This is a genomic window from Lacihabitans lacunae (assembly GCF_042649125.1).
Lineage (GTDB): Bacteria > Bacteroidota > Bacteroidia > Cytophagales > Spirosomataceae > Leadbetterella > Leadbetterella lacunae.
In genome coordinates this window covers 744,301-768,877 of record NZ_JBHRYQ010000001.1, presented here as the reverse complement: position 1 = coordinate 768,877, position 24,577 = coordinate 744,301, and the positions used below count along the sequence as shown (strand labels likewise).

Genomic DNA, 24,577 nt, shown 5'->3' with positions numbered 1-24,577 from the left:
GTATGCTTTTTAATTCGTTTGAGTTTCTATTATTCTTTCCCATAGTAACTTTACTATACTTTCTTATTCCACATAAGTATCGATGGTTTTTGTTGCTTTCTGCCAGTTGTTTTTTTTACAGCTTTTTTAAGTGGGAATATATATTTATCCTTATTTTCACCATTATCATCGATTATTTCGCGGGTATTTGGATTGGACAATCAGAAGGTAAAAAACGAAAAATGGCCCTCGCCGTCAGTTTGGTGGCCAATTTGGGAGTTTTGGCCATGTTTAAGTATTATTACTTCATTATAGATAATATGAATGCCATCGCATTTAAAGTTGGTGTTCACGAACAATATTCTCCCCTTTGGCAATTTGCACTGCCTATCGGTCTTTCGTTTCACACTTTCCAAGCGATGTCATATACCATAGAAGTGTACAGAGGAAATCATAAAGTAGAACGCAACTTTGGAATCTACGCTCTTTATGTCATGTTTTATCCACAGTTGGTGGCTGGGCCTATCGAGCGTCCACAAAATGTATTGTATCAGTTTTATGAAAACCATACGTTTGATTACGACCGCGTAAAGTCTGGCCTTAGGCTGATGCTTTGGGGAATGTTTAAAAAAGTGGTTATTGCGGATAATTTAAGTGTATTCGTAGACAAAATATACAACAATTCGGAGCACTATCAAGGACTACCAATTGTAGTCGCAACCTTGTTTTTTTCAATCCAAATCTATTGTGATTTTGCTGGTTATTCAGACATAGCCTTGGGTTCTGCACGCGTGATGGGTTTTGACCTTATGAAAAACTTCAACAGACCCTATTTCGCTAAAAACATTTCAGAATTCTGGAAAAGATGGCACATTTCGCTTTCTACATGGTTTAGAGACTACTTGTATATTCCTTTGGGCGGAAACAGAGTACCTACTTACCGCCGATATTTCAATCTTTTTATTACCTTCATGATTAGCGGCCTTTGGCACGGAGCGTCATGGAATTTCGTAATATGGGGAGCCTTACACGGCATTTATTTGGTAATAGGCCAATTAACCAAAGAAACACAGCAAAAAGTATTTGGTTTAATCAAAAACAAAACCATTTCTAATTTAATTGAAAACCTAATTACTACTTCTTTGGTGATATTTGCTTGGATATTTTTCAGAGCAAAAACCTTTTCTGAAGCCAAATACATCATTAAAAACTCCTTTGTTAAAAGTAGCCATAGCGTTCAAGACGTAATCAATCTGATTGGCGAAAAAGAACTGGTAGTAATATTGGTAGGACTATTGGTATTACAAGTAGTAGAATGGATGCAAAGAACCAAAGATATGGGTGCTTGGGCAGAAGGACTTCCGAGATGGAAGAGATGGGGAATCTATTATTTCTTGTTGGCTTTCTTAATCACGTTTGGGTATTTTGGTGAAGTTCAGTTTATTTATTTCCAGTTTTAATTCATGAAAAATACGCTCGCATATTTTACTAAAAAAATTCTTTTATTTACTAGTCCAATATTACTAGTGGTGGCAGCATACTTTATAATGGACCCGTTTCATGTTATTTATAAATATGATAAATATGGCAGTAACTACCTAAAAACGTATAACAGAAACCGTATAAGTACCGAAGTTTTCTTAAATCACAATCCAGAATTCAAGTTTAAGTCTTTTGTGTTTGGTAGCTCAAGGTCGAGTGCTTTTCAAACTGGCGAATGGGCGAAATTTATTGGCGACCCCAACCCATATCATTTTGATGCTTTCAATGACAATATTTCGGGTATTTCGGGAAAAATGAAATACATAAAAAAGCAAGGAAACAAAATAGAAAACGCTATAATTGTAATAGATGGCGATACTTTTTCAGAGCAATTTGAAGAGTCAGAGTCAATTGTACACTTAAAGGATTACCGTTGGTCAGGTCAAAGCTTTTTGGCATACCATTTGACTTTTTTCAAGGCTTTTTTCAAAAAACAGTATTTCATTTCATATTTTGACCTTAAAATTTTTAAAACCTTCCGCCCTTATATGGATGAGTTTTTTAAGTTTAAATATTTCTATACAGACCCTTACAATGACTTTCTTTTTCCTGAAAATATTGCTGATTTAAAAGCGGATTCGCTGAATTACTATAAAAAACCTGAGTTTCTGAATCGTTTCCAAAATCCACCAATGGAATCGGTAAATATTAAAGATCATCACTTAGCAGATTTAAAAGTAATTTCAGAAATACTTAAAGCTGACAATACGAAGTATAAAGTGATAATATCGCCTTTATTTGACCAAAGAGACTTTAATCCGGTAGATTTAGAAGTGCTTCAGATATATTTTGGAAAGGAAAACGTCTATAATTATTCTGGAAAAAATAAATATACAAACGACATTAGCAACTACTATGAGGCATCACACTTTAAACCTGTGGTAGGAACGGCAATACTTTCAGAAATATATAAATAGAGCTTAATAGCTCGTAAACGCAAACTGAATGAGGTTTGCTCCCATTTTTAAGGCTTCCATTCTAACGGCTTCAGGGTCGTTATAAATTACGCGGTCTTCCCAGCCATTTCCGAGATCACACTCGTAACTAAAATAGCAAACTAATTTACCCTCATGGATAATTCCAAAGCCTTGTGGTGGTAGGTTATCATGTTCATGGATTTTTGGTAAGCCCTTAGCAAACTGATACTTTTGGTGGTAAATAGGATGAGAAAATGGTACTTCTACAAACTCATGCTCCGGAAATACCTTTTTCATTTCTCTTCTAATAAACTTATTCATTCCGTAGTTATCATCGATGTGTAAAAATCCTCCTGACAATAAGTATTTGCGAAGATTAGCAACCTCTTGATCAGAAAACAACACATTTCCATGTCCAGTCATGTGAACAAACGGATATTGGAAAATCTTTTGATCACCAGGCTCAATAATATCTTCCTCAGGAAAAATATTTGTTTTTAGATTTTTGTTACAAAACGAAATCAAATTAGGCAAGGAGGTTTTGTTTGCATACCAATCTCCCCCACCGTTGTATTTCATTTTGGCTATTTTTACAGTGTATGCCTGAGAAAATGAAAATAGTGGCAATGCAACTAATAAAATAAACGAACAAATCTTCTTCATGTGTTTTTAATTTCTATTCTCCAGAGTTCTTTTTAAGGCAACAAATTCAACAAACTTACTGAAACTACACCAGCAGTTTCAGTTCTTAATCTCGAGCTCCCCAAAGTGACGGTTTCAAACCCATTTTGATTAATTAATTCAATCTCGCTTTCACTAAAATCTCCTTCAGGACCTACAAATATTAACGGACTATCCGCAATTTTCATTGCTGTTAAGGGCTGACTTTTATGGTCCAAATGAGCTAAAAACTTTTGATTATAGCCTTTTGTATTTTTTAAGAAAACGTCCAGTTTACTATAATCGTGTAAAATGGGCAAATATGCTTTTAATGACTGTTTCATTGCCGAAACCGCAATCTTGGTCATCCTTTCCATATTTACTCGCTTGGGGTAGGTATTTTGTGTGGAAACAAAAAAGACCTCGTGAAGGCCAATTTCTACCGCTTTTTCTATGAGATATTCAATCCTATCGGCACTTTTAGTTGGGCAGATAGCCAATGAAATTTTCCTGCATGGTTTTTGATAATTCTGTTCTTCCTCCAGAATAACAAGCTGACATTTTTTAGGGTTGGCATCTGTGATTTGACACAGATACCAACCCCCATTACCGTCAGTAACATGAATTTTATCGCCTGTAGTATTCCTTAACACCTTTACACAATGCTGAGAATCAACCGTGTCTAAACAGTTAGTAATTTGAATATCAGGACAATAAAATAAAAAATTAATCTTCGAAATCATTTTTAAAACTATACATAGTCTTATCCAGACTTATGGTTCCTGCGTTAAATTCTTCAATAAAAGTCTCGATGTCTTCAATCGTGATCTCTGTTAAGTTTAGAGCGATTTCAAGACCTACGCCAAATTCAAAATCTGGATCTACATCCACAAATTCAGCCACTTTTATGGTTTCTTCTTCTTCAAGTTCCTCCATTATTTCTTCTAACATCTCTTCAGCTTCTTCGTTAATCTTACTAACGTCAGTTCTGTCTTCTAGAGGAATATAGTCTTTGAAAGCCGCTTGCACCTTTTGTTCAGCATAATCAAAAACCAAAGCATTGTGGTGAAGCGACAATGTGCTCATGATCGCATCATAAATTACTTCCTTGCCTTCGTACTGACCAATAAACTGAAAATGTGCGAAGTCGCCCGAGTCGTCAAAATCTTCTTCGTCTTCTACTAACACAAAAGACTGACCTTCTTCTGCACACTCTGCTTTTAACTTCTCAATTTCCTCTTTTGAAAATCCAGGATTCATACTTTTTTTGTTTATCTAATAAATAATAATTCGCGATACTTAGTTAAAGGCCAATCTTCATCGTCAATAATTAGTTCCAATTTATCTACTTCTTTTCTAATTATATCAAAAAAGCTTTTTACTTCTGTGCTATATAGTCTAGCCCTTTCTTCCACACTTTCTATGTTATTTGCCTTTCTTCGAGCATCTGTCATTTCTCCAACTTTTAGCGAAATGATTTTAACATGCCTCGAAATGTCCTTGATTATCTGAATAATTGGTTCAGCTTCATCTTTTAATTCCATTTCTAAAAGTGACTTTGAAGTTTGCACCAGTCGTGTTTGATATTTGACAGCAGTAGAAACCACATGATTTTGAGCCAAATCACCAATCATACGAGATTCAATCTGGATTTTCTTAATGTAGTTCTCTAAACGAATATCATATCGAGCCTGAAGTTCTTTCTTAGTGAGAACTTTCATTTTTTCAAATATTTCAACTGTAGAATCACTTATATAGGCCTTTAGGGCATCTGGTGCCAATTTAAAGTTCGACAATCCTCTTTTAGCTGCTTCTTCTTCCCATTCTTGTGAATACCCATTTCCTTCAAACAGAATTGCTTTTGATTCTTTGATATATCTTTTCAAAATCTTAAGAATTATCCCCTCTTTTTTAGAAGGATCATTCTCTCTTTCGAAATCGTATTCTTTTCTAAAGTTCTCTAGCTGATTAGCCACTATCGTATTTAGAACCATCATAGGAGTTGCAGAGTTAGCCGTACTTCCAACTGCTCTAAACTCAAACTTGTTACCGGTAAATGCAAAAGGTGACGTACGGTTTCTATCTGTGTTATCTAATAAAATAGAGGGGATTCTATTAAGTCCAAGTTTAATATAGGCGTTTTCTCCTTTTTCTATTTCTACTATTTCTTTGTTTTCAATATCCTCTAAAACTTTAGTCATTTGAGTTCCTAAAAATATTGAGATTATGGCTGGCGGAGCTTCGTTTGCACCCAGTCTGTGTTCGTTTCCAGCTGTAGCTACAGTAGCTCTTAGAATATCAGCGTGATCGTGTACAGCTTTGATAATATTAATCAAAAACGTAACAAAACGTAAGCTTTCTTTCGGTTTAGAACTTGGCCCTAAAAGATTAACGCCTGTATCTGTTGAAATAGACCAGTTATTATGTTTTCCACTTCCGTTTATTCCTGCGAATGGTTTTTCATGGAAAAGAACTTCGAAATTATGCTTAATCGCTGTTTTTTTCATTATATCCATCAATAAGATATTATGATCACATGCCAAATTAATTTCTTCAAAAGTAGGTGCAACTTCAAATTGACCTGGAGCCACTTCGTTGTGTCTGGTTCTAACCGGAATACCAATTTTAAGGGCTTCTATCTCAAAATCAACCATAAAGGCGTTGATTCTAGGAGGAATAGAGCCAAAATAATGATCTTCTAATTGTTGTCCTTTGGCTGGTGAATGTCCAAAAACTGTTCTTCCACACATCAATAAGTCAGGGCGTGAGTAAAACAAAGCTTTGTCAACCAAGAAATATTCTTGCTCAATACCGCAGGTAGCCGTAACCTTCTCCACATTTCTATCGAAAATATTTGCTACACTAGTGGCTGCCTTGTCTAAAACAGTCGAAGAGTTTAACAATGGAGTTTTGGCGTCAAGTAAATCTCCTGTATAAGAAAGATAAATAGAAGGTATACATAAGGTACCTGTTCCGGCCGTGTTATATAAAATAAAAGCAGGAGAATTTGGATCCCATGCTGTATATCCTCTCGCCTCAAAAGTTTCTCTGATTCCACCATTGGGTAATGATGATGCGTCCGATTCTTGTTGAACCAATGCACTTCCTTTAAATTTTTCAATGGCTTGGCCATCGAATGAAATATCAAAAAACGCATCGTGTTTTTCAGCAGTTCCACCTGTCAGAGGTTGAAACCAGTGGGTGTAGTGCGTAGCACCTTTTGAAATAGCCCATGACTTCATGGCTGATGCCACTTCGTCTGCCACATTTCCTTCTATATTTTCACCACTTTTTATGGCGAAACTTACTTTCTTATATGCATCAGGCGAAAGTAAAGTTTTCATAGCTTCATCTGTAAAAGTATGAATACCATAAAAATCAGTTACCTTACCTTCTGGTATATTTATAGTAGGTATAATCCTATTTTGAGCTGCATCTAGAGCTTTCCATCTTAGTTCAGACATAATATCATTCGTAATATGAGTTGTACTTTATATATTTGAAGCAAATTAACCATTAGTTTTTGCTTATTAAAGATATTTCAACAAATTATATGAGAGAAAGAATCCGATTTATTTTAATCTATTTTACCTTTTGGGCCATTTATTTCCTTGCTGCCAGAGTAATATTTTTGGCGTACCACATCGAAGATTCAAAACTATTAACTTTAGAAACAGTTTTCGGAATATTTTGGAATGGCTTTAGAATGGATTTATCTATGGCAGGTTACCTTTCTTTGTTTCCTTTTCTTTGGGTTACTTTTTCTAATTTCATTAAAAAAAGCGTTTTTCAGAGTACCATTTTCACCTACACATTCATTTTGGTATTTATCATTACCCTTATAATAATAGTAGATCTTGAGGTTTATAATATTTGGTCATTCAGAATAGACGCTACACCGTTAGGTTATCTTAAAAGTCCGCGTGAGGCTATTGCATCTATTACAAATTCTCCTGTAATAGCACTTCTGATTAGCTTTTTGGCATTAATGGCAGTGAGTAACTATATCATGTATAGAATCATGGCAAACAAAATAGACAATTGGAAATTCATCAACAATTTCCCTTTCATTATATATGGACTATTGTTTTCGGCATCTTTGATAATACCCATAAGAGGTGGATTTGGAATAGCTCCAATGAACCACAGCACGGTTTATTTTTCAAATAATAACTTTGCCAATATTTCAGCATTAAATGCTCCTTGGAATTTTCTAAGCTCAGTGCTTTACAATACTTCTAATAAGGTAAATCCATTTACTTACCTACCAAAAGAAATACTGGATAACGATATCAATAAATTATATAAAACCTCTGGCACTCCGCATTATGTTTTAAAAAACAACAGCAGCAAACCCAACGTACTCATTATAATGTGGGAGAGCTTTACAAAGAAAATTGTAGGAGAAACTTATAATGGCATAGAAATCACTCCAAATTTCAATAAACTTCGTGCTGAAGGGATTTATTTCGATAATCTGTATGCCTCCGGTGACCGAACAGACAAAGCCTTGGTAAGTGTGCTAAGTGCATACCCTGCACAACCTACTACATCTATCATAAAGCAGCCTTTAAAGTCTGCTAGCTTACCCGTAATCACCAAAGTTTTTGAAGCAAAAGGCTATACTAATCAGTTTTATTACGGAGGAGACACCGAATTTGCTAATATAAAAAGCTACTTATTTGGAGCTAATTTTAATAAAATTGTTGACAAAAATGATTTCCCAGAAGAATTAAACACTTCGAAATGGGGAGTTCACGATGAGTTTTTATTCGAAAAATTCCTAAATGACCATAAGTTTGTTCAAAAAAGACCATTCTTTTCTACGCTCCTTACCCTATCAAGCCATGAACCTTTTGAAACTTCAAGAGCAAAAAAAATTGAAGGTAATGAAACTTTGGACATGTTCATGAACTCAATGAATTATACAGACGAGGTTTTGGGTGAGTTTATTGAAAATGCAAAAAAACAACCTTGGTGGGACAATACCATCATTGTCATAATAGCCGATCATGGAAATAGATTGCCCGAGACGAAAAAAAATGTGGATGATTTTAAAATTCCGATGCTTTGGCTGGGTGGTGCTATCAAATCTCCTTCAAAGATTATGAAAGTTGGTTCTCAAATAGACTTGGCCTCTACTCTACTTCATCAGTTAAAATTTGATGCTTCTCAATTTGTTTGGAGCAAAGACATACTCAACAAAAACACCAAGCCTTGGGCCTTTTATGCATTTAACAATGGCTTTGGTTATATCAAGCCAGAGAAAGTATTGGTCTTTGACAATGTTGGCAAAAGGACCATAGAAACTGAAGGCAAGATTCTTCCTAAAGAAATAGAAGAAGGAAAGTCTATGCAACAACGAACATTTGAGGACTACTTAAAGAGATAACTATCTATATTGTTCTATTCTCAAAAGCAGCTTTTGTAGCTGCTTTTTTTGTCTTAATATTTTAAAATTAAAACGCATATTTCTAAAAAATGAAAAAGTGAATTTATTGAAACATGAATTACTTTTTCACTAGAAAAGTTAAAAATTATATTTTTTTTGAAAAAATGAAATGAAAATAATACCTATTTTGCGACAAAAACTATTCTTTTTAAGCAAAAAAAGAAAAAACTCAACCTACCGATATTTCAAAACCTTAATATTTTTACATTTTATTGTATTTTTCGAATAACTTAGAATTAAAACTATACTTTTTTTAATAAATAGAAATAATCTTCTGACAATTGCCCTATATTTGTAACATCATTCTTAATCAAGGACCTAATTAATAACAACAAAGTATTTACAATGGCAAAGTCTAAATTAGAGTACATCTGGCTTGATGGTTACAAACCAACTCAAAGCCTTAGAAGCAAAACCAAAATAGAAAACGATTTTTCAGGAAAATTAGAAGATTGCGATATGTGGTCTTTCGACGGTTCATCTACTGAGCAAGCACCAGGTGGATCTTCTGACTGTCAACTAAAGCCTGTATATATCTGTAAAGATCCTGAGCGTTCGTTATTAGGAACTCCTGCATACTTAGTTATGTGTGAAGTATTAGATTCAAACGGAAATCCTCACGAATCAAATGGTCGTGCTACCATCGAAGACGACGATAACGATTTCTGGTTTGGTTTTGAACAAGAATATTTCCTTTATGACTGTGACACAAACCTTCCTTTAGGTTTCCCTGTAAACGGTTACCCACGTCCTCAAGGACCATACTACTGTTCAGTAGGTGCTAAAAATGCATACGGCCGTCATATTATAGAAGAGCATCTAGAGTGGTGTATACAAGCTGGTCTTAATGTAGAAGGTATCAATGCTGAAGTAGCAGCTGGACAATGGGAATTCCAATGTTTTGCTAAAGGTGCCGCTCAAGCTGGTGACGAAATATGGGTAGCTAGATATTTACTAGAAAGAACATGTGAAAAATATAATGTATGGGTGAACTACCACTGTAAGCCACTTGGCGATACTGACTGGAATGGTTCAGGTATGCATGCAAACTTCTCTAACACTGCTCTTAGAACTGCAGGAAACAAAGAAGTTTACGATAAAATCTGTCAAGCATTTGCTCCATTTGTAAAAGAGCACATTGAAGTTTATGGTGCTGATAATCACCTAAGACTAACAGGAAAGCACGAAACACAATCTATCGATCAATTCTCTTATGGAGTTTCTGATAGGGGTGCTTCAATCCGTATTCCAATCGCTGCTGTTCAGAAAGGATGGAAAGGTTGGTTAGAAGACAGAAGACCAAACTCTGCAGCAGATCCTTACAAAGTAGCTGCTAGAATTATCAAAACTGTTAAAACTGCGAAATTATAATTCGCATTTAAGATAATCTTAAAAGACCCCCAAAACTTTGTTCTGGGGGTTTTTTGTTTGTAATTTTGCAACTTATTTTACTAATAATGAAAAAGGTAGCATTTTATACGCTTGGTTGTAAACTCAATTTCTCAGAGACATCAACAATATCAAGAACTTTTGAAGACAAAGGTTTTCAAAAAGTTGAGTTTCAGGACACCCCAGATGTTTTTATTATTAACACCTGCTCAGTGACTGAAAACGCGGATAAAAAATGCAAGAAAATAGTAAAAGAAGCCCAAAAAATTAACCCTGATGGCTATGTTGCCATCATTGGTTGTTATGCACAACTGAAGCCAGAAGAAATAGCCTCAATAGAAGGAGTTGACGCTGTATTAGGAGCTGCCGAAAAGTTTAGGCTACATGAACTTATTGGAGATTTCAAAAAAGAATCAAGCGGTAAAGTCACCGAAAAAATATTCAATACAAGTATTGACCAAAAATTAGAATACCATACCTCATATTCAATAAACGACCGCACCCGAACTTTCTTAAAAGTTCAAGACGGATGCGACTACCCTTGTTCATACTGCACAATTCCTCTAGCGAGAGGTGCTTCAAGATCTGACACCGTAAGCAATGTAGTAGCAGCCGCAAAAGAAATAGCAGCAAGCGGAGTTAAAGAAATAGTATTAACAGGAGTTAATATTGGTGACTTTGGCTTAATTGACGGAGAACGCAAAAGTAGCTTCCTTGAACTTATACAAGCTTTGGATAAAGTACAAGGCATAGAAAGATTTAGAATTTCAAGTATTGAGCCCAATCTGCTTAGTAATGAAATAATTGAATTTGTAGCCTCCTCTGAGAAATTTGTTCCTCATTTCCATATTCCGCTTCAGTCTGGCAGTCCAAAGGTTTTGGCTTTAATGAAAAGAAGATATAAGCGAGACTTATACCAAGATCGTATCAAAACCATAAAAACACTAATGCCGCATTGCTGTATCGGTGTAGATGTAATAGTGGGGCATCCTGGCGAAACCGACGAAGAGTTTTTAGCAACATATAATTTCTTAAACGAACTTGATATCAGCTACCTACACGTCTTTACGTACTCTGAGAGAGAGAATACAGCCGCAGTTGACATTCGCCCAATAGTACCTCAACATAAGCGTGCAGAACGTTCTAAAATGCTTCATATTCTTTCTGATAAAAAAAGAAGAGCTTTCTACACGGAGCATATCGGAACCACTAAAACCGTTTTGTTTGAAGAGGAAGAAAACAACGGATTGATGACTGGATTTACCGAAAACTACATTAAAGTTTCGGCCAAGTATGACCCGCTTTTAGTAAATGACCTTAAAACGGTTTCTTTGATTCAAATCAATGATCAAATGCTGATGGAAGTAGAAGAGAATCAAGAAGTATTAATCCACCATTAATTCCTTAACTTACCTTAGTTAATCTTTTAGACTTAAAACTGAGATAACTTATAAATGAAAATACCCATCAATATGACGGGTATTTTGCATCTTGGAGTACAACAAAACCACAATAAATTGTGATTTTGTTGAAAGAATATTTTTAAGCTTCTAGAAGTTGTTCATCGTGCTGACTTAAATCTAAGCCCAACACTTCGTCTTCTTCTGAAACTCTCATTGGAACAATGATATCTGTAATTTTCATGATAACAAATGACATGATAAAAGCAAAAGCAGATACCAGTACTAATGCTACCAAATGTTTCACAAACAATGTAGTTTCACCAAAGAACAAGCCTTGATCAGTAACTGCACTATTCACTGCTGAAGTAGCGAACACCCCTGTAAATACCATACCTACCATACCACCAACTCCGTGACAAGGAAATACATCCAAAGTATCATCAAGAGCTGTTTTAGTTTTGAAGTGAGCTAAGTAATTCGAAATTAATGAAGCCACAACACCGATTACCAAAGCGTGAGGAATTGTAACAAAACCTGCAGCTGGCGTAATCGCAACTAGACCAACCACTACACCAATACAAAAACCTAATGCAGAAACTTTTTTACCTTTAGCGGCATCAAACAATACCCAAGCTATACCAGCAGCACCAGCGGCAGTGTTAGTAGTAGCAAAAGCTAAAGCAGCCAAAGGATTAGCACCTAATGCAGACCCGGCGTTAAATCCGAACCATCCGAACCACAACAAACCTGTGCCTAACAATACATATGGAATGTTTGCTGGAGGCAAAAATCTACCTTCTACGTGAGATCTACGTCTTTTTAGGTAAATAGAACCTGCAAGAGCAGCCCAACCCGCAGACATGTGAACTACAGTTCCACCTGCAAAGTCAAGAACTCCCATTTCGAAAAGGAAACCACCTGAAGCCCAAGTCATGTGTGCCAATGGAGCATAAATAAATATGCTGAATAGCACCATAAATAAAACATAAGATTTAAAGTTGATTCTTTCGGCCATCGATCCAGTTACCAATGCCGGTGTGATAACCGCAAATTTTAACTGAAAAAATGCAAACATAATAGCCGGGATAGTTCCCCATGGAGCTGCGTCCAAAACACCTTTCATCATGAAGTGTGTAAATGGATTTCCTACAAAACCTCCAATACTATCGCCGAAAGCCAAACTGTAACCTACTACAACCCAAACAATAGAAATAACGCCCATGGCGATAAAACTCTGAAGCATAGTAGAGATAACGTTTTTCGCATTTACCATTCCTCCATAAAAATAGGCTAAGCCCGGAGTCATAATTAATACAAGAGCAGAAGCAACCAACATCCATGCGGTGTCTCCGCTATCAATACCTTCTGTTACAATAGCTGAAGGTATTGACGGAAAAAGAAGAGCTAAAACAGTTACTGCACCTAATATACCAATGGGTACATACGATGGTTTAATTTTAGTAGTTTCGGTCATAAAATAAAATGGTTAAATTGTTGTACAAAAAATTAAGTATAGTTTAGAAATAGAAAATCAAAGCTGCACCTAAAGTCGATTGTGATTTCTTAGTCAACCCACCGTCTTTGTCATAAATTTGGTAGGTTCCTTTTGCGTTTTTGTAAGAATCAAATCTATATTCAGGCTTAAACATTAAGTTGTCAGAAACTTTATAGCTACCTGTGAAAGTTAATGATGTAGCAGTTACTCCGTCACCATTTGCATCTACAAGATAAATACCACCTTCTTTATTATCAAATACTTCTAATCTAGTACCGATTGAGAATTTCTCTGATACGTTTCCATTTAAGTAAAGAGCAGCACCGCCCCATTTTCCTACATTGTTACTTCCTGTAGCAGCGTTTAGACCTACTAAGAAATTATCATTTACTTGGAATGAAGTAGTCAAGTCAAACCATGAGTGCATATTTTTTTGATATTTACCTTTATCGTCGTTACCACCTTCATCAGATCCAAAGTAGTTCAAATATACACTCCAGTTTTCTACAGGAGTCAATGAAACCTGAGCCTGAAATCCTTTCGCCTTATTGTTATCGTCTTTACTATCAAGACCGTTTACCAATCCTACCATAAATCCAAATTTATCAGTAGCGGCTACGTCTAACTTAACACCTGTATGGTAGAAAGGTCCGTTTCCGAATAGATTTGAAAGAGAGTAGTTAAAGTTAACTGGAGCATCTATTACTTCATATCCTACGTTAGTACCATATTGCCCAGCAGTTAATGAAACTTTATCATTAAAATTCCAAGTAGCATATGCTTGTTTGATAGCCAAACCAGTTGTACCGATTCCAGCACCTAGTGGACTTTGAGTATTTCCATAGTTTCCTAAGTCACCGTGGTTACCAAACGTCAAATCTATTACACCAGTTACTTTACCAGTAGTATAGGTAGTTTTCATTTGAGCCAAACCTACTTGAAAGTTATTGGCTTTCTGATCAAAAATTCTTTCAAATCCTGAAGCTCCTAAGTTTGTTTGAGCACCACTAAGGTTAGCAAAATAGTAGGTATCTACATATCCACTAAATGTAAGGGGCTTCTCTTCTTCTGGTTGAGCAGGCTTTACCGCAAGCTCTTTCTCTGCTTTTGCTTTAGCTACTTCTTCTTTCGCTTTAGCCTTTTCTTCTTTCGATTGTTTTGTTGGATTCTCAGCGGCACTTACGTTAAATAGAAGTCCCAGACCTAAAACTGTCAAATAAACTTTCTTCATAATTTTCTTTGGTTTAAATTAAATTTTTTTTAATTAATTATGACACAAACATCTCTTTAAAAATATATTATTTCAAACATTTAAGTTTAAATTTTATCATATTTTGTAAAAAAATATATCTTTTCTTAAAATAGTGATATAAAAATATACCCAAACTTGAATTTTTATGTTTTTCAGTTCAATATCTAAGAAATTCTGCATTTGATAATTAATTCAAAATATAATTCTGATATTCAATAAACATTCCTTTTAAATAAAAAAAATATTTAGTTGTTTTTTACCCAAATTCACCTTATTCCATCCGGATAAAAATTAGTTTAGTCATATTGAGTCTGAAAACACATGAAAGAGGGAAAGTCGAGAAGAGATTAATTCTGTAATTATTTTGGAATGGATTCAAAAAAGTAAATGGCATAAAAAAACCGCACCCTTTTGGATGCGGCTTTTTAAAATATAATACTGTAATATTATTATTCTGCGTGAAGCCAAGCTTTCTTAGCAGTAAGCGTTTCTAAATCTTCTACGTTATCAGGATCAGGTACACAACAATCTACCGGGCAAACCGCAGCACACTGAGGCTCTTCATGAAATCCCGTACACTCTGTACATTTATCTGAAACTATATAATAAAATTCGTCTGAAATTGGACTCATCGGTGCAGTTCCTTTTACTATGGTACCATCGCCGAAGTCTACTTCAGTTAGTTTGGTACCGCCTCCCCATGTCCACTCAATGCCACCTTCGTAGATCGCAGTGTTTGGGCATTCAGGCTCACATGCTCCGCAGTTTATACATTCGTCCGTTATAATGATAGCCATAAGTCTATAAAAATCGTTGGTTAATAAACTAAATAACAAATATAATTCTTCTAAGTTTAACATCCTTCGTATTTTTGTGTTCATTTCGCTAATGCAAGAAATTTATATCGAAAAAATGACAATTGAAGAAAGAATAGTACTATTTAGCACTTTAGGTAAGGCGTTAAAATCTGAATTATCTGAAAATAATTTAGAGGATTTGTTTTTCGTGGCCAAATCAAAAAACCAATGGTTTACCTCGGATAATATCAAACAGGCCTTCGAAGGAATAATCGAAAATTACCTATCAGAAGACGCCTTGCGTGATTTTGTTAGTAAATACCCCATTTCACATTTCGCCCCAGTTGAGATAAAAAAAGTAGGAATAGTAGCTGCTGGCAATATTCCCTTGGTAGGTTTTCAAGATATACTTCATGTTTTACTTAGTGGGCACATTGTATTGGTAAAACCCTCTAGCCAAGACGAAATTTTAATCCAGTTTATATTGAAGAGACTAAAAGAAATCACACCTGATATTTCCGAGTTCTTTTACATTGTAGATAAATTAAACGACGCAGATGCGTTTATCGCTACCGGAAGCGGAAACTCTTCACGATATTTTGAATACTATTTTGCCAAGAAACCCAATATAATTAGAAAAAACAGAACATCTGTAGCTGTTTTAGACGGAACTGAAAGCAAAATTCAAATTGCTGAATTAGCACAAGATATTTTTAGTTATTTTGGCTTAGGATGCAGAAACGTATCTAAGCTATATGTACCTAAAGGTTATAATTTCAATTTCTTCTTTGAGTCGATAGAATTTTGGAGTGGCATTATGCTTCATTCCAAATACACAAACAATTACGAATACATGAAAGCCATATATTTGGTAAACCGTGTACCACATCTCGACAATGGCTTTATACTTCTAAAAGAAGATGAAGGATTGGCCTCTCCTATTTCTACCTTATTCTATCAAGAATATGACAATATAGATGAACTTAAAGGCATATTAGAAAAGCACAAAGATGATCTTCAGGTAGTAATCGGAAATGAGCATGCAGACTTTTCAACAGCTGCTTATGGTTATAGCCAAAAACCAAACCTAGACGACTACGCAGATGGTATAAATACATTTGAGTTTTTGGCTGGCTTGAACTAAGTCATTCCGTAAACGCCCATTCCAAGAATTCGGGAAAGACGGTTCGCCATGTGTCAAAGTTATGGCGGCCGCCTTTTATTTCAACATATTTTAACGCTTCGTCAGTATAACCAAGTTGTTTTAGTTCTTTTATCAGGTCTAGTGTGTCGTCAATTGCATCTATAATCCCGTTATTATTACGGTCTGCGGTTTCGTCTTCAGTGCCACACTCAAACCAAAATTTCAAGTTTTGTTTATAGGTACCTTTTTTAACTTTTTTGTGCAAAATACGATCCAAGTCATTGTCATAACCTTCCTCGTAACTTTTGTCTCGCCACCAAAATGACCCACTAAAAACAGCCACCTTAGAAAAAACGTTGGGATTTTCCCAGGCTAAATCAAAAGCAGAAAGACCACCAAGGGAAAAACCACAATAAATATTTTCGGAAGGTTTAGAATATACTCCTATTTCCTTTTCAATACTGGGAAGCAATTCTTCCAAAACAAAATTTTGGTGTTTAGCTGCCAAGTCTCCCCTATTTTTATAATCAGGAATACCAATAGTTCCGTATTCAGAAAGTCGCTTTTCGTTTGCATGAATACCTATATATATGTGGCGTTTATTTATTATTTGGTAAAAATTGTGATATATTTTTTCAAGTCGTAGTTGTTCAAAATCCTGACCGTCATTCATGCATAAAAATGGAAGCGTTTCATTTATCAACAAATCACTTGGTACAATCAAGTCAAAAATGACAATTCTGTGGAGAAATTTCGATTTTAATTGTTTTTGTCGATAAATTTTAAACTTTTCTATTTTAATATCCATGGCTGAAGATAATAATGGTGGTTAAATTTTTTTCTATAGAAGAAAATTTTTAGAATTATATGAAAATTATTGATAACTCACAAAAATAGCAAGAATGACAGAACAGACCATACATTTCTTTTCACATATATTAGGCAGATCTATGGAAGTAGCAATTACCGGTCATTGGGGTCGGCCAATATTAATGTTTCCTACTTCTATGGGCTCGGTTTATCAAAACCGAGATTCAGGTTTAATGAAAAGTATTGAGCATGAAATAAATATTGGTAAGGTTAAAGTATATAATGTAGAAACCATAGACGGCGATAGCTTTTACAATAAAGGCATGCACCCTGGCAAAAAAATCTACAATTATGAACTTTATACCAAATTTTTGTTAGAGGAACTGATCCCATTTATTCAAAAAGAATGCTCAACACACCGGATTGGCATAGCAGGCTGTAGTTTTGGTGCTTTTCATGCCCTAAATATGGCATTAAAATATCCCGACCTTTTCGATTTCGCTGTAGGAATGAGCGGCCAATATGACATTAAATCGTTTTTAAATGGACATTACGATGATTTTGTGTATTTTAACAATCCCGTAGATTATATGCAAAATGCTGAATCTTGGAAATTCAACCATTTGAGAATTGTTCTTGGCACATCTGATTGGGACATTTGTCGCGACGGCACACTTAATCTTTCTCAGATTTTAGGAAACAATAAAATAAACCATTGGTTTGACGAAAAAAGATGGGCAAAGCACGATTGGCCTTTATGGAATATGGCCTTTCCTGAATATTTAAATAAAGTAATAAACTAAAAACCTTATCAGCATGAAAAAAATTGGAATACTGTTCGGAATGGAAAACACTTTCCCTTGGGCGTTTATCGACCGTGTAAATACGCTTTGCAAAGGAAAAGGTATTATAGCTGAGGCTGTAAAAATAGATAAAATAGAACAAGCAGTGGCATCAGAATATGCCGTAATAATTGATAGAATATCTCAGGATGTTCCACTTTATAGGTCATATTTAAAAAATGCAGCTTTGTGTGGAACAGCCGTAATCAACAACCCTTTTTGGTGGAGTGCTGATGAGAAATTTTTCAATAACTGTCTTGCTGTTAAATTAGGTGTTCCGGTACCTAAAACTGTCTTATTGCCATCTAAAGAGAGACCTGACGATACTTCAGAACAATCATTCAGAAACTTGGTAATGCCGCTTGATTGGCAATATATGTTTAAACAAATCGGTTTCCCGGCCTACATGAAGCCTCACTCCGGCGGTGGTTGGAAAAGCGTGTATCAAGTAGAAAGTCCTGAAGATTTATGGCAAAAGCACAATGAAACGGGCCAATTGGTTATGATGCTCCAAGAGGAAATAATTTTCACCGATTATTATAGGTGCTACTGTATTGGAGGAAAATATGTTAAAATAATGCCTTATGAGCCAAGAAACCCGCATCACTTAAGATATGCTACTCAGCCAAAAACCGAAGGAAAAGAGCATGAGGAATTAATGAAAGTGATACACGAGTATGTGCTTAAGCTTAACCATGCACTTGGCTACGACTTTAACACGGTAGAGTTTGCTGTTAGAGACGGTATACCGTATGCCATAGATTTTTGTAATCCCGCTCCTGACGCTGATATAAATTCGGTGGGTGCCGAAAACTTCGAATGGGTAGTAGAGCATGCTGCGAAATTTGCGATAGAAAAAGCGGAAGAGCAAATTCCGGGTGAAGACAATTGTACTTGGGGTACATTTATAAGCCAAAGTGCTAATAAAAAATCTGTGTCGGCAGCTCCTGTAAAAAAAGCAGCGGCCAAAAAAGTGGTAGCGAAAAAAGCTCCGGCAAAAACAACTAAAAAAACGCAAAAGTAATATGGCATTATTCACTTTAGGAATAGAAGAAGAATTTCAGTCTATTGACCCCGAAACTCGTGAGCTCAAATCTCACATGTCTAAGTTGGTTGAGGGAGGAAAGGTGATTTTGCAAGAGCGAATTAAGCAAGAGATGCATCAAGCTGTGGTAGAGGTTGGTACCAATATTTGTGAAAATATCCAGCAAGCCAGAGAAGAAGTAACATACTTGAGAAAAATGCTTGTGGATTTGGCTGAAAAACAAAATCTTAAAATTGCCGCAGGTGGCACCCATCCATTCTCGGATTGGCAACACCAGCTCATCACCGAAGACGACCGCTATGACAAGTTAATAGACGAAATGCGTGACGTAGCTAGAGGAAACCTAATCTTTGGTTTGCACGTACATGTTGGGATAGACGACAGAGACGAGGCCATAAAAATACTCAACGAGGCGAGTTATTTCCTTCCGCATATTTTTGCATTATCCGTAAACTCACCTTTTTGGTGTGGTAGAAACACAGGTTTCCACTCATATAGAGCCAAAGTTTTCGATAAATTTCCGAGAACGGGAATACCAGAATATTTCAATAGTGCCACAGAATATGACGCTTATCTGAATCTTTTGATAAAAACAGGCTGTATAGATAATGGCAAGAAAATTTGGTGGGACTTAAGGTTGCATCCGTTTTTTCCTACCATTGAATTTAGAATTTGTGATGTACCTATGCGAACAGATGAGACTATCTGTTTGGCTGCAATCATACAGGCATTGGTAGCTAAAATACATAAACTAAGAACGCAAAACCTTAGTTTTAGAAAATACCGCAGGGTATTAATTAACGAAAACAAATGGCGTGCAGGCCGATATGGTATTCATACCAAACTTATAGATTTTGGTAAAGAGGAAGAAGTACCTTTCCACAGTCTAGTAGATGAGCTTTTAGACTTTATTTCTGATACTGCTGATGAGCTCGGTTCAGCTCATGAAATAAACTATATACATACCATCCTTAAAAATGGAACAGGTGCAGATAGGCAACTAAAGGTTTTTGAAGAAACCGGTGGCGACCTAAAAGCGGTAGTAGATTACATGATTGAAGAAACTAAATTCGGACTTTAAGGTATATTTTCCGAAATTTGCGACTTAACTTATCACAAACAATAAATGAGAACCTTTAGAGTCGCTATTTTGGACTTGTATGACGGCGTGCCTAACGAAGGTATGCGTTGTATTAAAGCCATTTTGGCGGAGTTTTATTCAAGCATAAACCAAGAACTTACTTATTCGGTTTTTGACATTAGGAAATTAGGGGAATTGCCTGATTTAAAAGATTTTGACGCATTTATTTCTACCGGCGGGCCTGGTAGTCCTATTTTAGAAGGCTTAGCTTGGGAGAAAAATTACTTCCAATTTATTTCTAGTTTAATTGAATTCAATTCTAAAAACGAAAAAAAGAAAGAGCTGTTTGCTATTTGTCATTCATTTCAAATGCTTTTTCAATATTTTGAACTTGGCGAAATCACCAAACGGAAATCGACTTCATTTGGTGTAATGCCCGTTCATATGATAAACGGAGCAGAAAACGAACCGATATTTAAAGGACTAGAAGATCCATTTTGGAGTGTAGACTCGCGTGATTTCCAAGCCATACAGCCTGATATAGAAAGATTTAAAGAAGTCGGAGCCGAAATTCTTTGTCTCGAAAAGGAAAGACCTCAGATTCCGCTTGAACGAGCAATAATGGCTGTAAGATTTACCAAAGAAATATTCGGAACGCAGTTTCACCCAGAGGCCGATGCTGAAGGTATGCAACGTTTATTTAAAACTGAGGAAAAGAAAAAAGCCGTAATAGAAAATTTCGGAGAGGAAAAATATAACGAAATGCTTAACAGCTTAGGTGATCCTGAAAAAATAGCTTTGACCGAAAAAACGATTATCCCAAATTTCCTTCATCAAGCTTACGCCAAATTTCAACAATTTCAATAATCACTCATTATCGTGAATAAAGAAGCAAGAGAAAACTACAACCAATCATTTTCAGAAGAGAAATATCAGCAAATGATAGCTGAAATAGAAGCCGAATTTCCAGGTCAACTTGATTTTCGAGTAGCTGAATCTCCTATTTTTGTTCCAAATGATCTTAAAATAAAAATTCTTTCAGCCTGTAATTCCATTATTGATAAAATAAAGTCTCCTGATTTTAAAGAAAAAACAGAAAGAGCTATACCAAAGTCGCATTTTGTTCCAAACGAAACCGATCATCCGAGCGTGCTTGCTATTGATTTTGGAATCACTTTAGACGAAAACGGGCACCTAAGTCCTCAACTTATTGAGCTTCAAGGGTTTCCTTCTTTATTTGGGTATCAATCTTATTTATCATCCAAATACAAAAAGCATTTTTCGGTTAGTCCAAAATTCAGTGAGTATTTTAATAGAATGAATGGCAGAACCTATCAAGAAGAAATGAAAAATTTCTTACTTGGAAACTCAAAACCTGAAAATGTAATTTTGTTGGAGATTTTTCCTGAAAAACAAAAAACAAGGCTAGACTTCGCCATAACGAAGGCATATTGGGGCATTGAAGCGGTTTGTATTACTAAAATTTTCGAAGAGAATAGTCAGCTTTTTTATTTAAAAGAAGGAAATAAAACAAAAATAGAAAGAATATACAACCGGCTAATTTTTGATGATTTAGACCGTAACTATTCAGACATTAAACTAAATATTGATCTTTCAAAACCGTATGATGTCACTTGGATATCGCATCCAAACTGGTTTTATAGAGTTTCGAAATATAGCTTACCACTTTTTAAATCGCCTTATATCCCTTTTTCAAAATACCTTTCCGATTTTGAAGAATACCCAACTGACCTAGAAAACTATGTTTTGAAACCGCTCTTCTCATTTGCTGGGGCTGGCGTAAATATTGATATTCAAAAAGAAGATTTAGAAACTATAAAAGACCCAGAAAACTATATACTTCAACAAAAAGTAAAATACGAACCTTGCATTACAGACACCAAAGGAGAAGGCATAAAGTGCGAAATAAGAATGCTCTATATCTGGCCTGAAAATGCTAAAAACCCTAAATTGGTAACGAACTTAGCGAGACTTAGCAAAGGTAAAATGATAGGTGTAGATTTTAACAAAGATTTCGACTGGGTTGGTGGCAGCGGTGCTTTTTTTGAAACAAACTGAAATAAATAACATTGGATAACAGACAATTATTTTTAAAAAACTTAGCTCAGACTTCAGATTTCCCTTTAGCATTAGAGTTTCCGTATGCTGAGGGTTGTTATTTATACGATAAAAACCAAAAGCCATTTCTAGACCTAATTTCTGGAATATCGGTAAGTAACGTAGGCCACAGGCATCCTAAAGTGGTAAAAGCTATAAAAGACCAAGTGGATCAATATTTACACCAAATGGTATATGGCGAGTATCTTCAAAGTCCGCAAATTCAATTAGCAAAAGCCTTAACTGACACCTTAGCTGGCTTTAAAACTTTAAAAAGAGAATTAATAGATAATGTATATTTTACCAACTCTGGTACAGAAGCAGTAGAAGGAGTTCTAAAACTAGCAAAAAGATATACGGGTAAAACCGAAATAGTGGCCTGCACAAACGCATATCATGGCTCTACACACGGTGCACTTTCATTGGGTGAAGAGCACTTCAAAAACAGTTTCAGACCACTACTTCCTGGAATTAGAAAAATAGAACGTAACAATATTGAATCGCTTTCTGTAATCACTAAAGATACAGCAGCCGTAATAATAGAGCCTATTGGAGCCGAATGTGGCGTTATAGAGACCACAAAAGAATTCATGAACACCTTGGCCGAAAAATGCCAAAAACTGGGAGCCTTGCTTATTTTCGATGAAATCCAAACCGGATTTGGTCGCACGGGTAAGTTTTGGGCTTTGGAGCATTATGGATTTGCCCCAGATATTTTACTTTCAGCAAAAGGAATGGGCGGCGGCATGCCTATTGGGGCTTTTATGGCTCCAAATAGTATCATGAGTGTGTTAAAAGAAAACCCAATTCTCGGTCATATTACCACATTTGGAGGTCATCCGGTAAGTTGTGCAGCTTCTTTGGCTACGCTAAATGTAATTTTAGAGGAAATTGACTATCAAAAAATGGCAGGTTTTTCTGAAAGAATAAAAACTTTGTTTCTCAATCACCCATTGGTAAGTGAAGTACGTGGAAAAGGATATATGTTAGCCGCACAATTCGAGAATTTTGGGATATTAAAAAATACGATAGACGGCTTTATAGAAGAAGGGATAATTACCGATTGGTTTTTATACTGTGATAACGCGATGCGTATTTCGCCTCCTTTGATTTTAGAAGAAAATGATATTTTAACTTTGGAAAAAGTCTTACAAAAAATTGTATAAAAAAAAGGGCTTGAAGCCCTTTTTCTATATCTTTTAAAAATCAGAATTACATTGCTGCTTCTAATTTTTGAACCAAAATGTGTTTCGGAACAGCTCCAACGATTTTGTCAACCATTTCACCATTTTTGAAAATCATCAAAGTTGGAATAGAACGAATGCCAAACTCTGAAGGGGTAGCAGAATTAGCATCCACATCCATTTTGCCTATAATTGCTTTATTTTCATATTCTCCAGCGATTTCTTCTACTACTGGCCCTATCATTTTACAAGGTCCACACCATTCAGCCCAAAAATCAACCAAAACTGGCTTATCTGATTTTATTAATTCCTTAAAATTTGCATCTGTTATTTCTAATGCTTTATCTCCCATGATTATGTTATTTTTATGTGATATTAAACAAACATCCTAAGCTAAAGAATTAGTTCCTAAGTGATTTATTAAAGTCAATAATTTTTAATTCTGCTTCTTTTAAAAATCCAATTTGTATTTTTTGTGAAATTTCAATACGCCTAATCATTGTCTCTCTTGGTATATGATCAATGTTATTTTTTTTTTGAATAATTCTGTTTAATTTAAACCTATCAAATTTTTAAAAATGAAATTAAAAGAACAACTTAAAGCTTTAGATAAGCTAGTAGAAAAAGGAAAAATCATAGATGCGTTTCAGAAGTATTTCGATGATAATGTAGTTACTTGGGATTCTGATGGCCAAAAAACTACTACAAAAGCTGAGAAAACAGCCCTATTGAAGAATTTTTTCTCTGAATATAAGAACACTGAAAAAATAAAACTGCATGATTCAATATTGGATGGACACCAGTCACACTCTGAATTTACGTTTATTTTTTCTAACGAAAATGGCCAAAAGCACAAATGGCATGAGATAATATCTAGAACCTGGAAAGACGGAAAGGTGATAGATGAATTTTATTCGAAAGGAAATATCTCGGATTTGAAAAAAAATATAGAAAAAGCTCAAAAAGAGAATAAAAAACTAGAGAAAAAAGAGCCGAAAGAAAAACCTAAAAAAGAAGGCTATAAAAAACCTAAGTTGAAGAATTTAGCTGCGGCAGTAGAACACTTAACCGAGGTAGTTGAGGTGAAAACTTTACCTAAAGTTAAAACTCCAAAAGAAGTAAAACCCTTACCTAAAAAAGCAACGCCTGTTGCAGCATTAAAATCTACAGTTGATAATTTAAAATTGATTGAAGGTATAGGGCCAAAAATGGAAGAGATACTTAATGAAGCTAAGATTTCTAATTTTAAAGAATTGGCTAGTGCAAATCCAGAAAAGCTCCAAGAGGTACTTCAAAATGCTGGAAATAGATATGCAGTGCAAAATCCAAGTACATGGGCTATGCAGGCTAAACTAGCTGAAGCAGGAAAATGGGAAGAACTTGATAATTTAAAGAAAAGAATTGTAAGGGGTGTTTTACAAGATTAAAAATTCAAATTTCTTTATAAAATAAAAAGAGCTCTTTGGA

22 protein-coding genes are annotated in these 24,577 nt (G+C 35.3%); 13 read left to right on the top strand and 9 right to left on the bottom strand.

What is annotated here, in order from left to right:
• Positions 1-2 precede the first annotated feature (2 nt).
• Positions 3-1,439, top strand: coding sequence for an MBOAT family O-acyltransferase (locus tag ACFOOI_RS03290; RefSeq protein WP_379835020.1), 1,437 nt, complete (start codon positions 3-5; stop codon positions 1,437-1,439).
• A gap of 3 nt (positions 1,440-1,442) precedes the next feature.
• Positions 1,443-2,438, top strand: a complete 996-nt coding sequence (locus tag ACFOOI_RS03285; protein WP_379835018.1) for a hypothetical protein — start codon at positions 1,443-1,445, stop codon at positions 2,436-2,438.
• 3 nt (positions 2,439-2,441) lie between these two features.
• On the opposite strand, the gene ACFOOI_RS03280 is transcribed toward ACFOOI_RS03285, so the two are convergent.
• The 4 genes from ACFOOI_RS03280 to ACFOOI_RS03265 are packed head-to-tail and all read right to left on the bottom strand — an operon-like array spanning position 2,442 to position 6,562.
• Positions 2,442-3,101, bottom strand: coding sequence for a DUF4159 domain-containing protein (locus ACFOOI_RS03280; protein ID WP_379835016.1), 660 nt, complete (start codon positions 3,099-3,101; stop codon positions 2,442-2,444).
• Between the two features lie 32 nt (positions 3,102-3,133).
• The gene (locus ACFOOI_RS03275) at positions 3,134-3,841 is read right to left on the bottom strand and encodes an RsmE family RNA methyltransferase (RefSeq protein ID WP_379835014.1); all 708 of its coding nucleotides are present in this window, start codon (positions 3,839-3,841) and stop codon (positions 3,134-3,136) included.
• Positions 3,825-4,358 carry a hypothetical protein gene (locus ACFOOI_RS03270; protein WP_379835011.1) on the bottom strand — a complete coding sequence of 178 codons (534 nt, stop codon included), beginning with the start codon at positions 4,356-4,358 and terminating at the stop codon, positions 3,825-3,827. The genes ACFOOI_RS03275 and ACFOOI_RS03270 overlap by 17 nt, the downstream gene beginning before the upstream one ends.
• A gap of 11 nt (positions 4,359-4,369) precedes the next feature.
• The gene (locus ACFOOI_RS03265) at positions 4,370-6,562 is read right to left on the bottom strand and encodes a glutamine synthetase III family protein (protein ID WP_379835009.1); all 2,193 of its coding nucleotides are present in this window, start codon (positions 6,560-6,562) and stop codon (positions 4,370-4,372) included.
• Between the two features lie 89 nt (positions 6,563-6,651).
• On the opposite strand from ACFOOI_RS03265, the gene ACFOOI_RS03260 reads away from it, so the two are divergent.
• The 3 genes from ACFOOI_RS03260 to mtaB all read left to right on the top strand — a co-directional run bounded on the left by ACFOOI_RS03260 (position 6,652) and on the right by mtaB (position 11,339).
• Positions 6,652-8,490: an LTA synthase family protein gene (locus ACFOOI_RS03260; protein ID WP_379835007.1), complete on the top strand. Its 1,839-nt coding sequence runs from the start codon at positions 6,652-6,654 to the stop codon at positions 8,488-8,490.
• A gap of 405 nt (positions 8,491-8,895) precedes the next feature.
• A complete protein-coding gene (locus ACFOOI_RS03255) occupies positions 8,896-9,921 on the top strand; it encodes a glutamine synthetase beta-grasp domain-containing protein (RefSeq protein WP_379835005.1) in 1,026 nt (341 codons plus the stop codon).
• 86 nt (positions 9,922-10,007) lie between these two features.
• A complete protein-coding gene (gene mtaB / locus ACFOOI_RS03250) occupies positions 10,008-11,339 on the top strand; it encodes a tRNA (N(6)-L-threonylcarbamoyladenosine(37)-C(2))-methylthiotransferase MtaB (protein ID WP_379835003.1) in 1,332 nt (443 codons plus the stop codon).
• Positions 11,340-11,481: 142 nt separating this feature from the next.
• Here mtaB and ACFOOI_RS03245 read toward each other — a convergent pair whose 3' ends face one another.
• From ACFOOI_RS03245 to ACFOOI_RS03235, 3 genes are all read right to left on the bottom strand, one after another.
• Positions 11,482-12,816 carry an ammonium transporter gene (locus ACFOOI_RS03245; RefSeq protein ID WP_379835000.1) on the bottom strand — a complete coding sequence of 445 codons (1,335 nt, stop codon included), beginning with the start codon at positions 12,814-12,816 and terminating at the stop codon, positions 11,482-11,484.
• A 43-nt stretch (positions 12,817-12,859) separates the two neighbouring features.
• A complete protein-coding gene (locus ACFOOI_RS03240; protein WP_379834998.1) occupies positions 12,860-14,068 on the bottom strand; it encodes an outer membrane beta-barrel protein in 1,209 nt (402 codons plus the stop codon).
• 470 nt (positions 14,069-14,538) lie between these two features.
• Complete coding sequence (locus ACFOOI_RS03235; RefSeq protein WP_379840170.1) at positions 14,539-14,886, bottom strand: 4Fe-4S dicluster domain-containing protein; 348 nt, start codon at positions 14,884-14,886, stop codon at positions 14,539-14,541.
• A 115-nt stretch (positions 14,887-15,001) separates the two neighbouring features.
• Between ACFOOI_RS03235 and ACFOOI_RS03230 the strand changes: the two genes are divergently transcribed.
• The gene (locus ACFOOI_RS03230) at positions 15,002-16,030 is read left to right on the top strand and encodes an acyl-CoA reductase (RefSeq protein WP_379834995.1); all 1,029 of its coding nucleotides are present in this window, start codon (positions 15,002-15,004) and stop codon (positions 16,028-16,030) included.
• A gap of 1 nt (position 16,031) precedes the next feature.
• Here the strand turns inward: ACFOOI_RS03230 and ACFOOI_RS03225 are convergent, their stop codons facing one another.
• Positions 16,032-16,838: an alpha/beta hydrolase gene (locus tag ACFOOI_RS03225; RefSeq protein WP_379834993.1), complete on the bottom strand. Its 807-nt coding sequence runs from the start codon at positions 16,836-16,838 to the stop codon at positions 16,032-16,034.
• Positions 16,839-16,932: 94 nt separating this feature from the next.
• Between ACFOOI_RS03225 and ACFOOI_RS03220 the strand changes: the two genes are divergently transcribed.
• From ACFOOI_RS03220 to ACFOOI_RS03195, 6 genes are read left to right on the top strand one after another with little or no spacing between them, the layout of a single operon-like run.
• Complete coding sequence (locus ACFOOI_RS03220; protein WP_379834991.1) at positions 16,933-17,643, top strand: alpha/beta hydrolase-fold protein; 711 nt, start codon at positions 16,933-16,935, stop codon at positions 17,641-17,643.
• A 13-nt stretch (positions 17,644-17,656) separates the two neighbouring features.
• Complete coding sequence (locus tag ACFOOI_RS03215; RefSeq protein WP_379834989.1) at positions 17,657-18,706, top strand: ATP-grasp domain-containing protein; 1,050 nt, start codon at positions 17,657-17,659, stop codon at positions 18,704-18,706.
• 1 nt (position 18,707) lies between these two features.
• Positions 18,708-19,808: a carboxylate-amine ligase gene (locus tag ACFOOI_RS03210; protein ID WP_379834987.1), complete on the top strand. Its 1,101-nt coding sequence runs from the start codon at positions 18,708-18,710 to the stop codon at positions 19,806-19,808.
• A 45-nt stretch (positions 19,809-19,853) separates the two neighbouring features.
• Positions 19,854-20,675 carry a type 1 glutamine amidotransferase gene (locus ACFOOI_RS03205; RefSeq protein ID WP_379834984.1) on the top strand — a complete coding sequence of 274 codons (822 nt, stop codon included), beginning with the start codon at positions 19,854-19,856 and terminating at the stop codon, positions 20,673-20,675.
• 12 nt (positions 20,676-20,687) lie between these two features.
• Complete coding sequence (locus ACFOOI_RS03200; protein WP_379834982.1) at positions 20,688-21,887, top strand: hypothetical protein; 1,200 nt, start codon at positions 20,688-20,690, stop codon at positions 21,885-21,887.
• 11 nt (positions 21,888-21,898) lie between these two features.
• Entirely contained in the window at positions 21,899-23,092 is a 1,194-nt protein-coding gene (locus tag ACFOOI_RS03195) for an aspartate aminotransferase family protein (RefSeq protein ID WP_379834980.1), read from the top strand.
• 46 nt (positions 23,093-23,138) lie between these two features.
• On the opposite strand, the gene trxA is transcribed toward ACFOOI_RS03195, so the two are convergent.
• Positions 23,139-23,462 carry a thioredoxin gene (gene trxA / locus ACFOOI_RS03190; RefSeq protein ID WP_379834978.1) on the bottom strand — a complete coding sequence of 108 codons (324 nt, stop codon included), beginning with the start codon at positions 23,460-23,462 and terminating at the stop codon, positions 23,139-23,141.
• A 226-nt stretch (positions 23,463-23,688) separates the two neighbouring features.
• Here trxA and ACFOOI_RS03185 point away from each other — a divergent pair, with 226 nt between their 5' ends.
• Positions 23,689-24,537, top strand: coding sequence for a hypothetical protein (locus tag ACFOOI_RS03185; RefSeq protein ID WP_379834976.1), 849 nt, complete (start codon positions 23,689-23,691; stop codon positions 24,535-24,537).
• Positions 24,538-24,577: the final 40 nt, after the last annotated feature.

Bases quoted from the DNA above. Each gene is read 5' to 3' on its own strand.
- ACFOOI_RS03290 (WP_379835020.1), top strand. From the start codon at position 3: ATGCTTTTTAATTCGTTTGAGTTTCTATTATTCTTTCCCATAGTAACT.
- ACFOOI_RS03285 (WP_379835018.1), top strand. From the start codon at position 1,443: ATGAAAAATACGCTCGCATATTTTACTAAAAAAATTCTTTTATTTACT.
- ACFOOI_RS03280 (WP_379835016.1), bottom strand. From the start codon at position 3,101: ATGAAGAAGATTTGTTCGTTTATTTTATTAGTTGCATTGCCACTATTT.
- ACFOOI_RS03275 (WP_379835014.1), bottom strand. From the start codon at position 3,841: ATGATTTCGAAGATTAATTTTTTATTTTATTGTCCTGATATTCAAATT.
- ACFOOI_RS03270 (WP_379835011.1), bottom strand. From the start codon at position 4,358: ATGAATCCTGGATTTTCAAAAGAGGAAATTGAGAAGTTAAAAGCAGAG.
- ACFOOI_RS03265 (WP_379835009.1), bottom strand. From the start codon at position 6,562: ATGTCTGAACTAAGATGGAAAGCTCTAGATGCAGCTCAAAATAGGATT.
- ACFOOI_RS03260 (WP_379835007.1), top strand. From the start codon at position 6,652: ATGAGAGAAAGAATCCGATTTATTTTAATCTATTTTACCTTTTGGGCC.
- ACFOOI_RS03255 (WP_379835005.1), top strand. From the start codon at position 8,896: ATGGCAAAGTCTAAATTAGAGTACATCTGGCTTGATGGTTACAAACCA.
- mtaB (WP_379835003.1), top strand. From the start codon at position 10,008: ATGAAAAAGGTAGCATTTTATACGCTTGGTTGTAAACTCAATTTCTCA.
- ACFOOI_RS03245 (WP_379835000.1), bottom strand. From the start codon at position 12,816: ATGACCGAAACTACTAAAATTAAACCATCGTATGTACCCATTGGTATA.
- ACFOOI_RS03240 (WP_379834998.1), bottom strand. From the start codon at position 14,068: ATGAAGAAAGTTTATTTGACAGTTTTAGGTCTGGGACTTCTATTTAAC.
- ACFOOI_RS03235 (WP_379840170.1), bottom strand. From the start codon at position 14,886: ATGGCTATCATTATAACGGACGAATGTATAAACTGCGGAGCATGTGAG.
- ACFOOI_RS03230 (WP_379834995.1), top strand. From the start codon at position 15,002: ATGACAATTGAAGAAAGAATAGTACTATTTAGCACTTTAGGTAAGGCG.
- ACFOOI_RS03225 (WP_379834993.1), bottom strand. From the start codon at position 16,838: ATGGATATTAAAATAGAAAAGTTTAAAATTTATCGACAAAAACAATTA.
- ACFOOI_RS03220 (WP_379834991.1), top strand. From the start codon at position 16,933: ATGACAGAACAGACCATACATTTCTTTTCACATATATTAGGCAGATCT.
- ACFOOI_RS03215 (WP_379834989.1), top strand. From the start codon at position 17,657: ATGAAAAAAATTGGAATACTGTTCGGAATGGAAAACACTTTCCCTTGG.
- ACFOOI_RS03210 (WP_379834987.1), top strand. From the start codon at position 18,708: ATGGCATTATTCACTTTAGGAATAGAAGAAGAATTTCAGTCTATTGAC.
- ACFOOI_RS03205 (WP_379834984.1), top strand. From the start codon at position 19,854: ATGAGAACCTTTAGAGTCGCTATTTTGGACTTGTATGACGGCGTGCCT.
- trxA (WP_379834978.1), bottom strand. From the start codon at position 23,462: ATGGGAGATAAAGCATTAGAAATAACAGATGCAAATTTTAAGGAATTA.
- ACFOOI_RS03185 (WP_379834976.1), top strand. From the start codon at position 23,689: ATGAAATTAAAAGAACAACTTAAAGCTTTAGATAAGCTAGTAGAAAAA.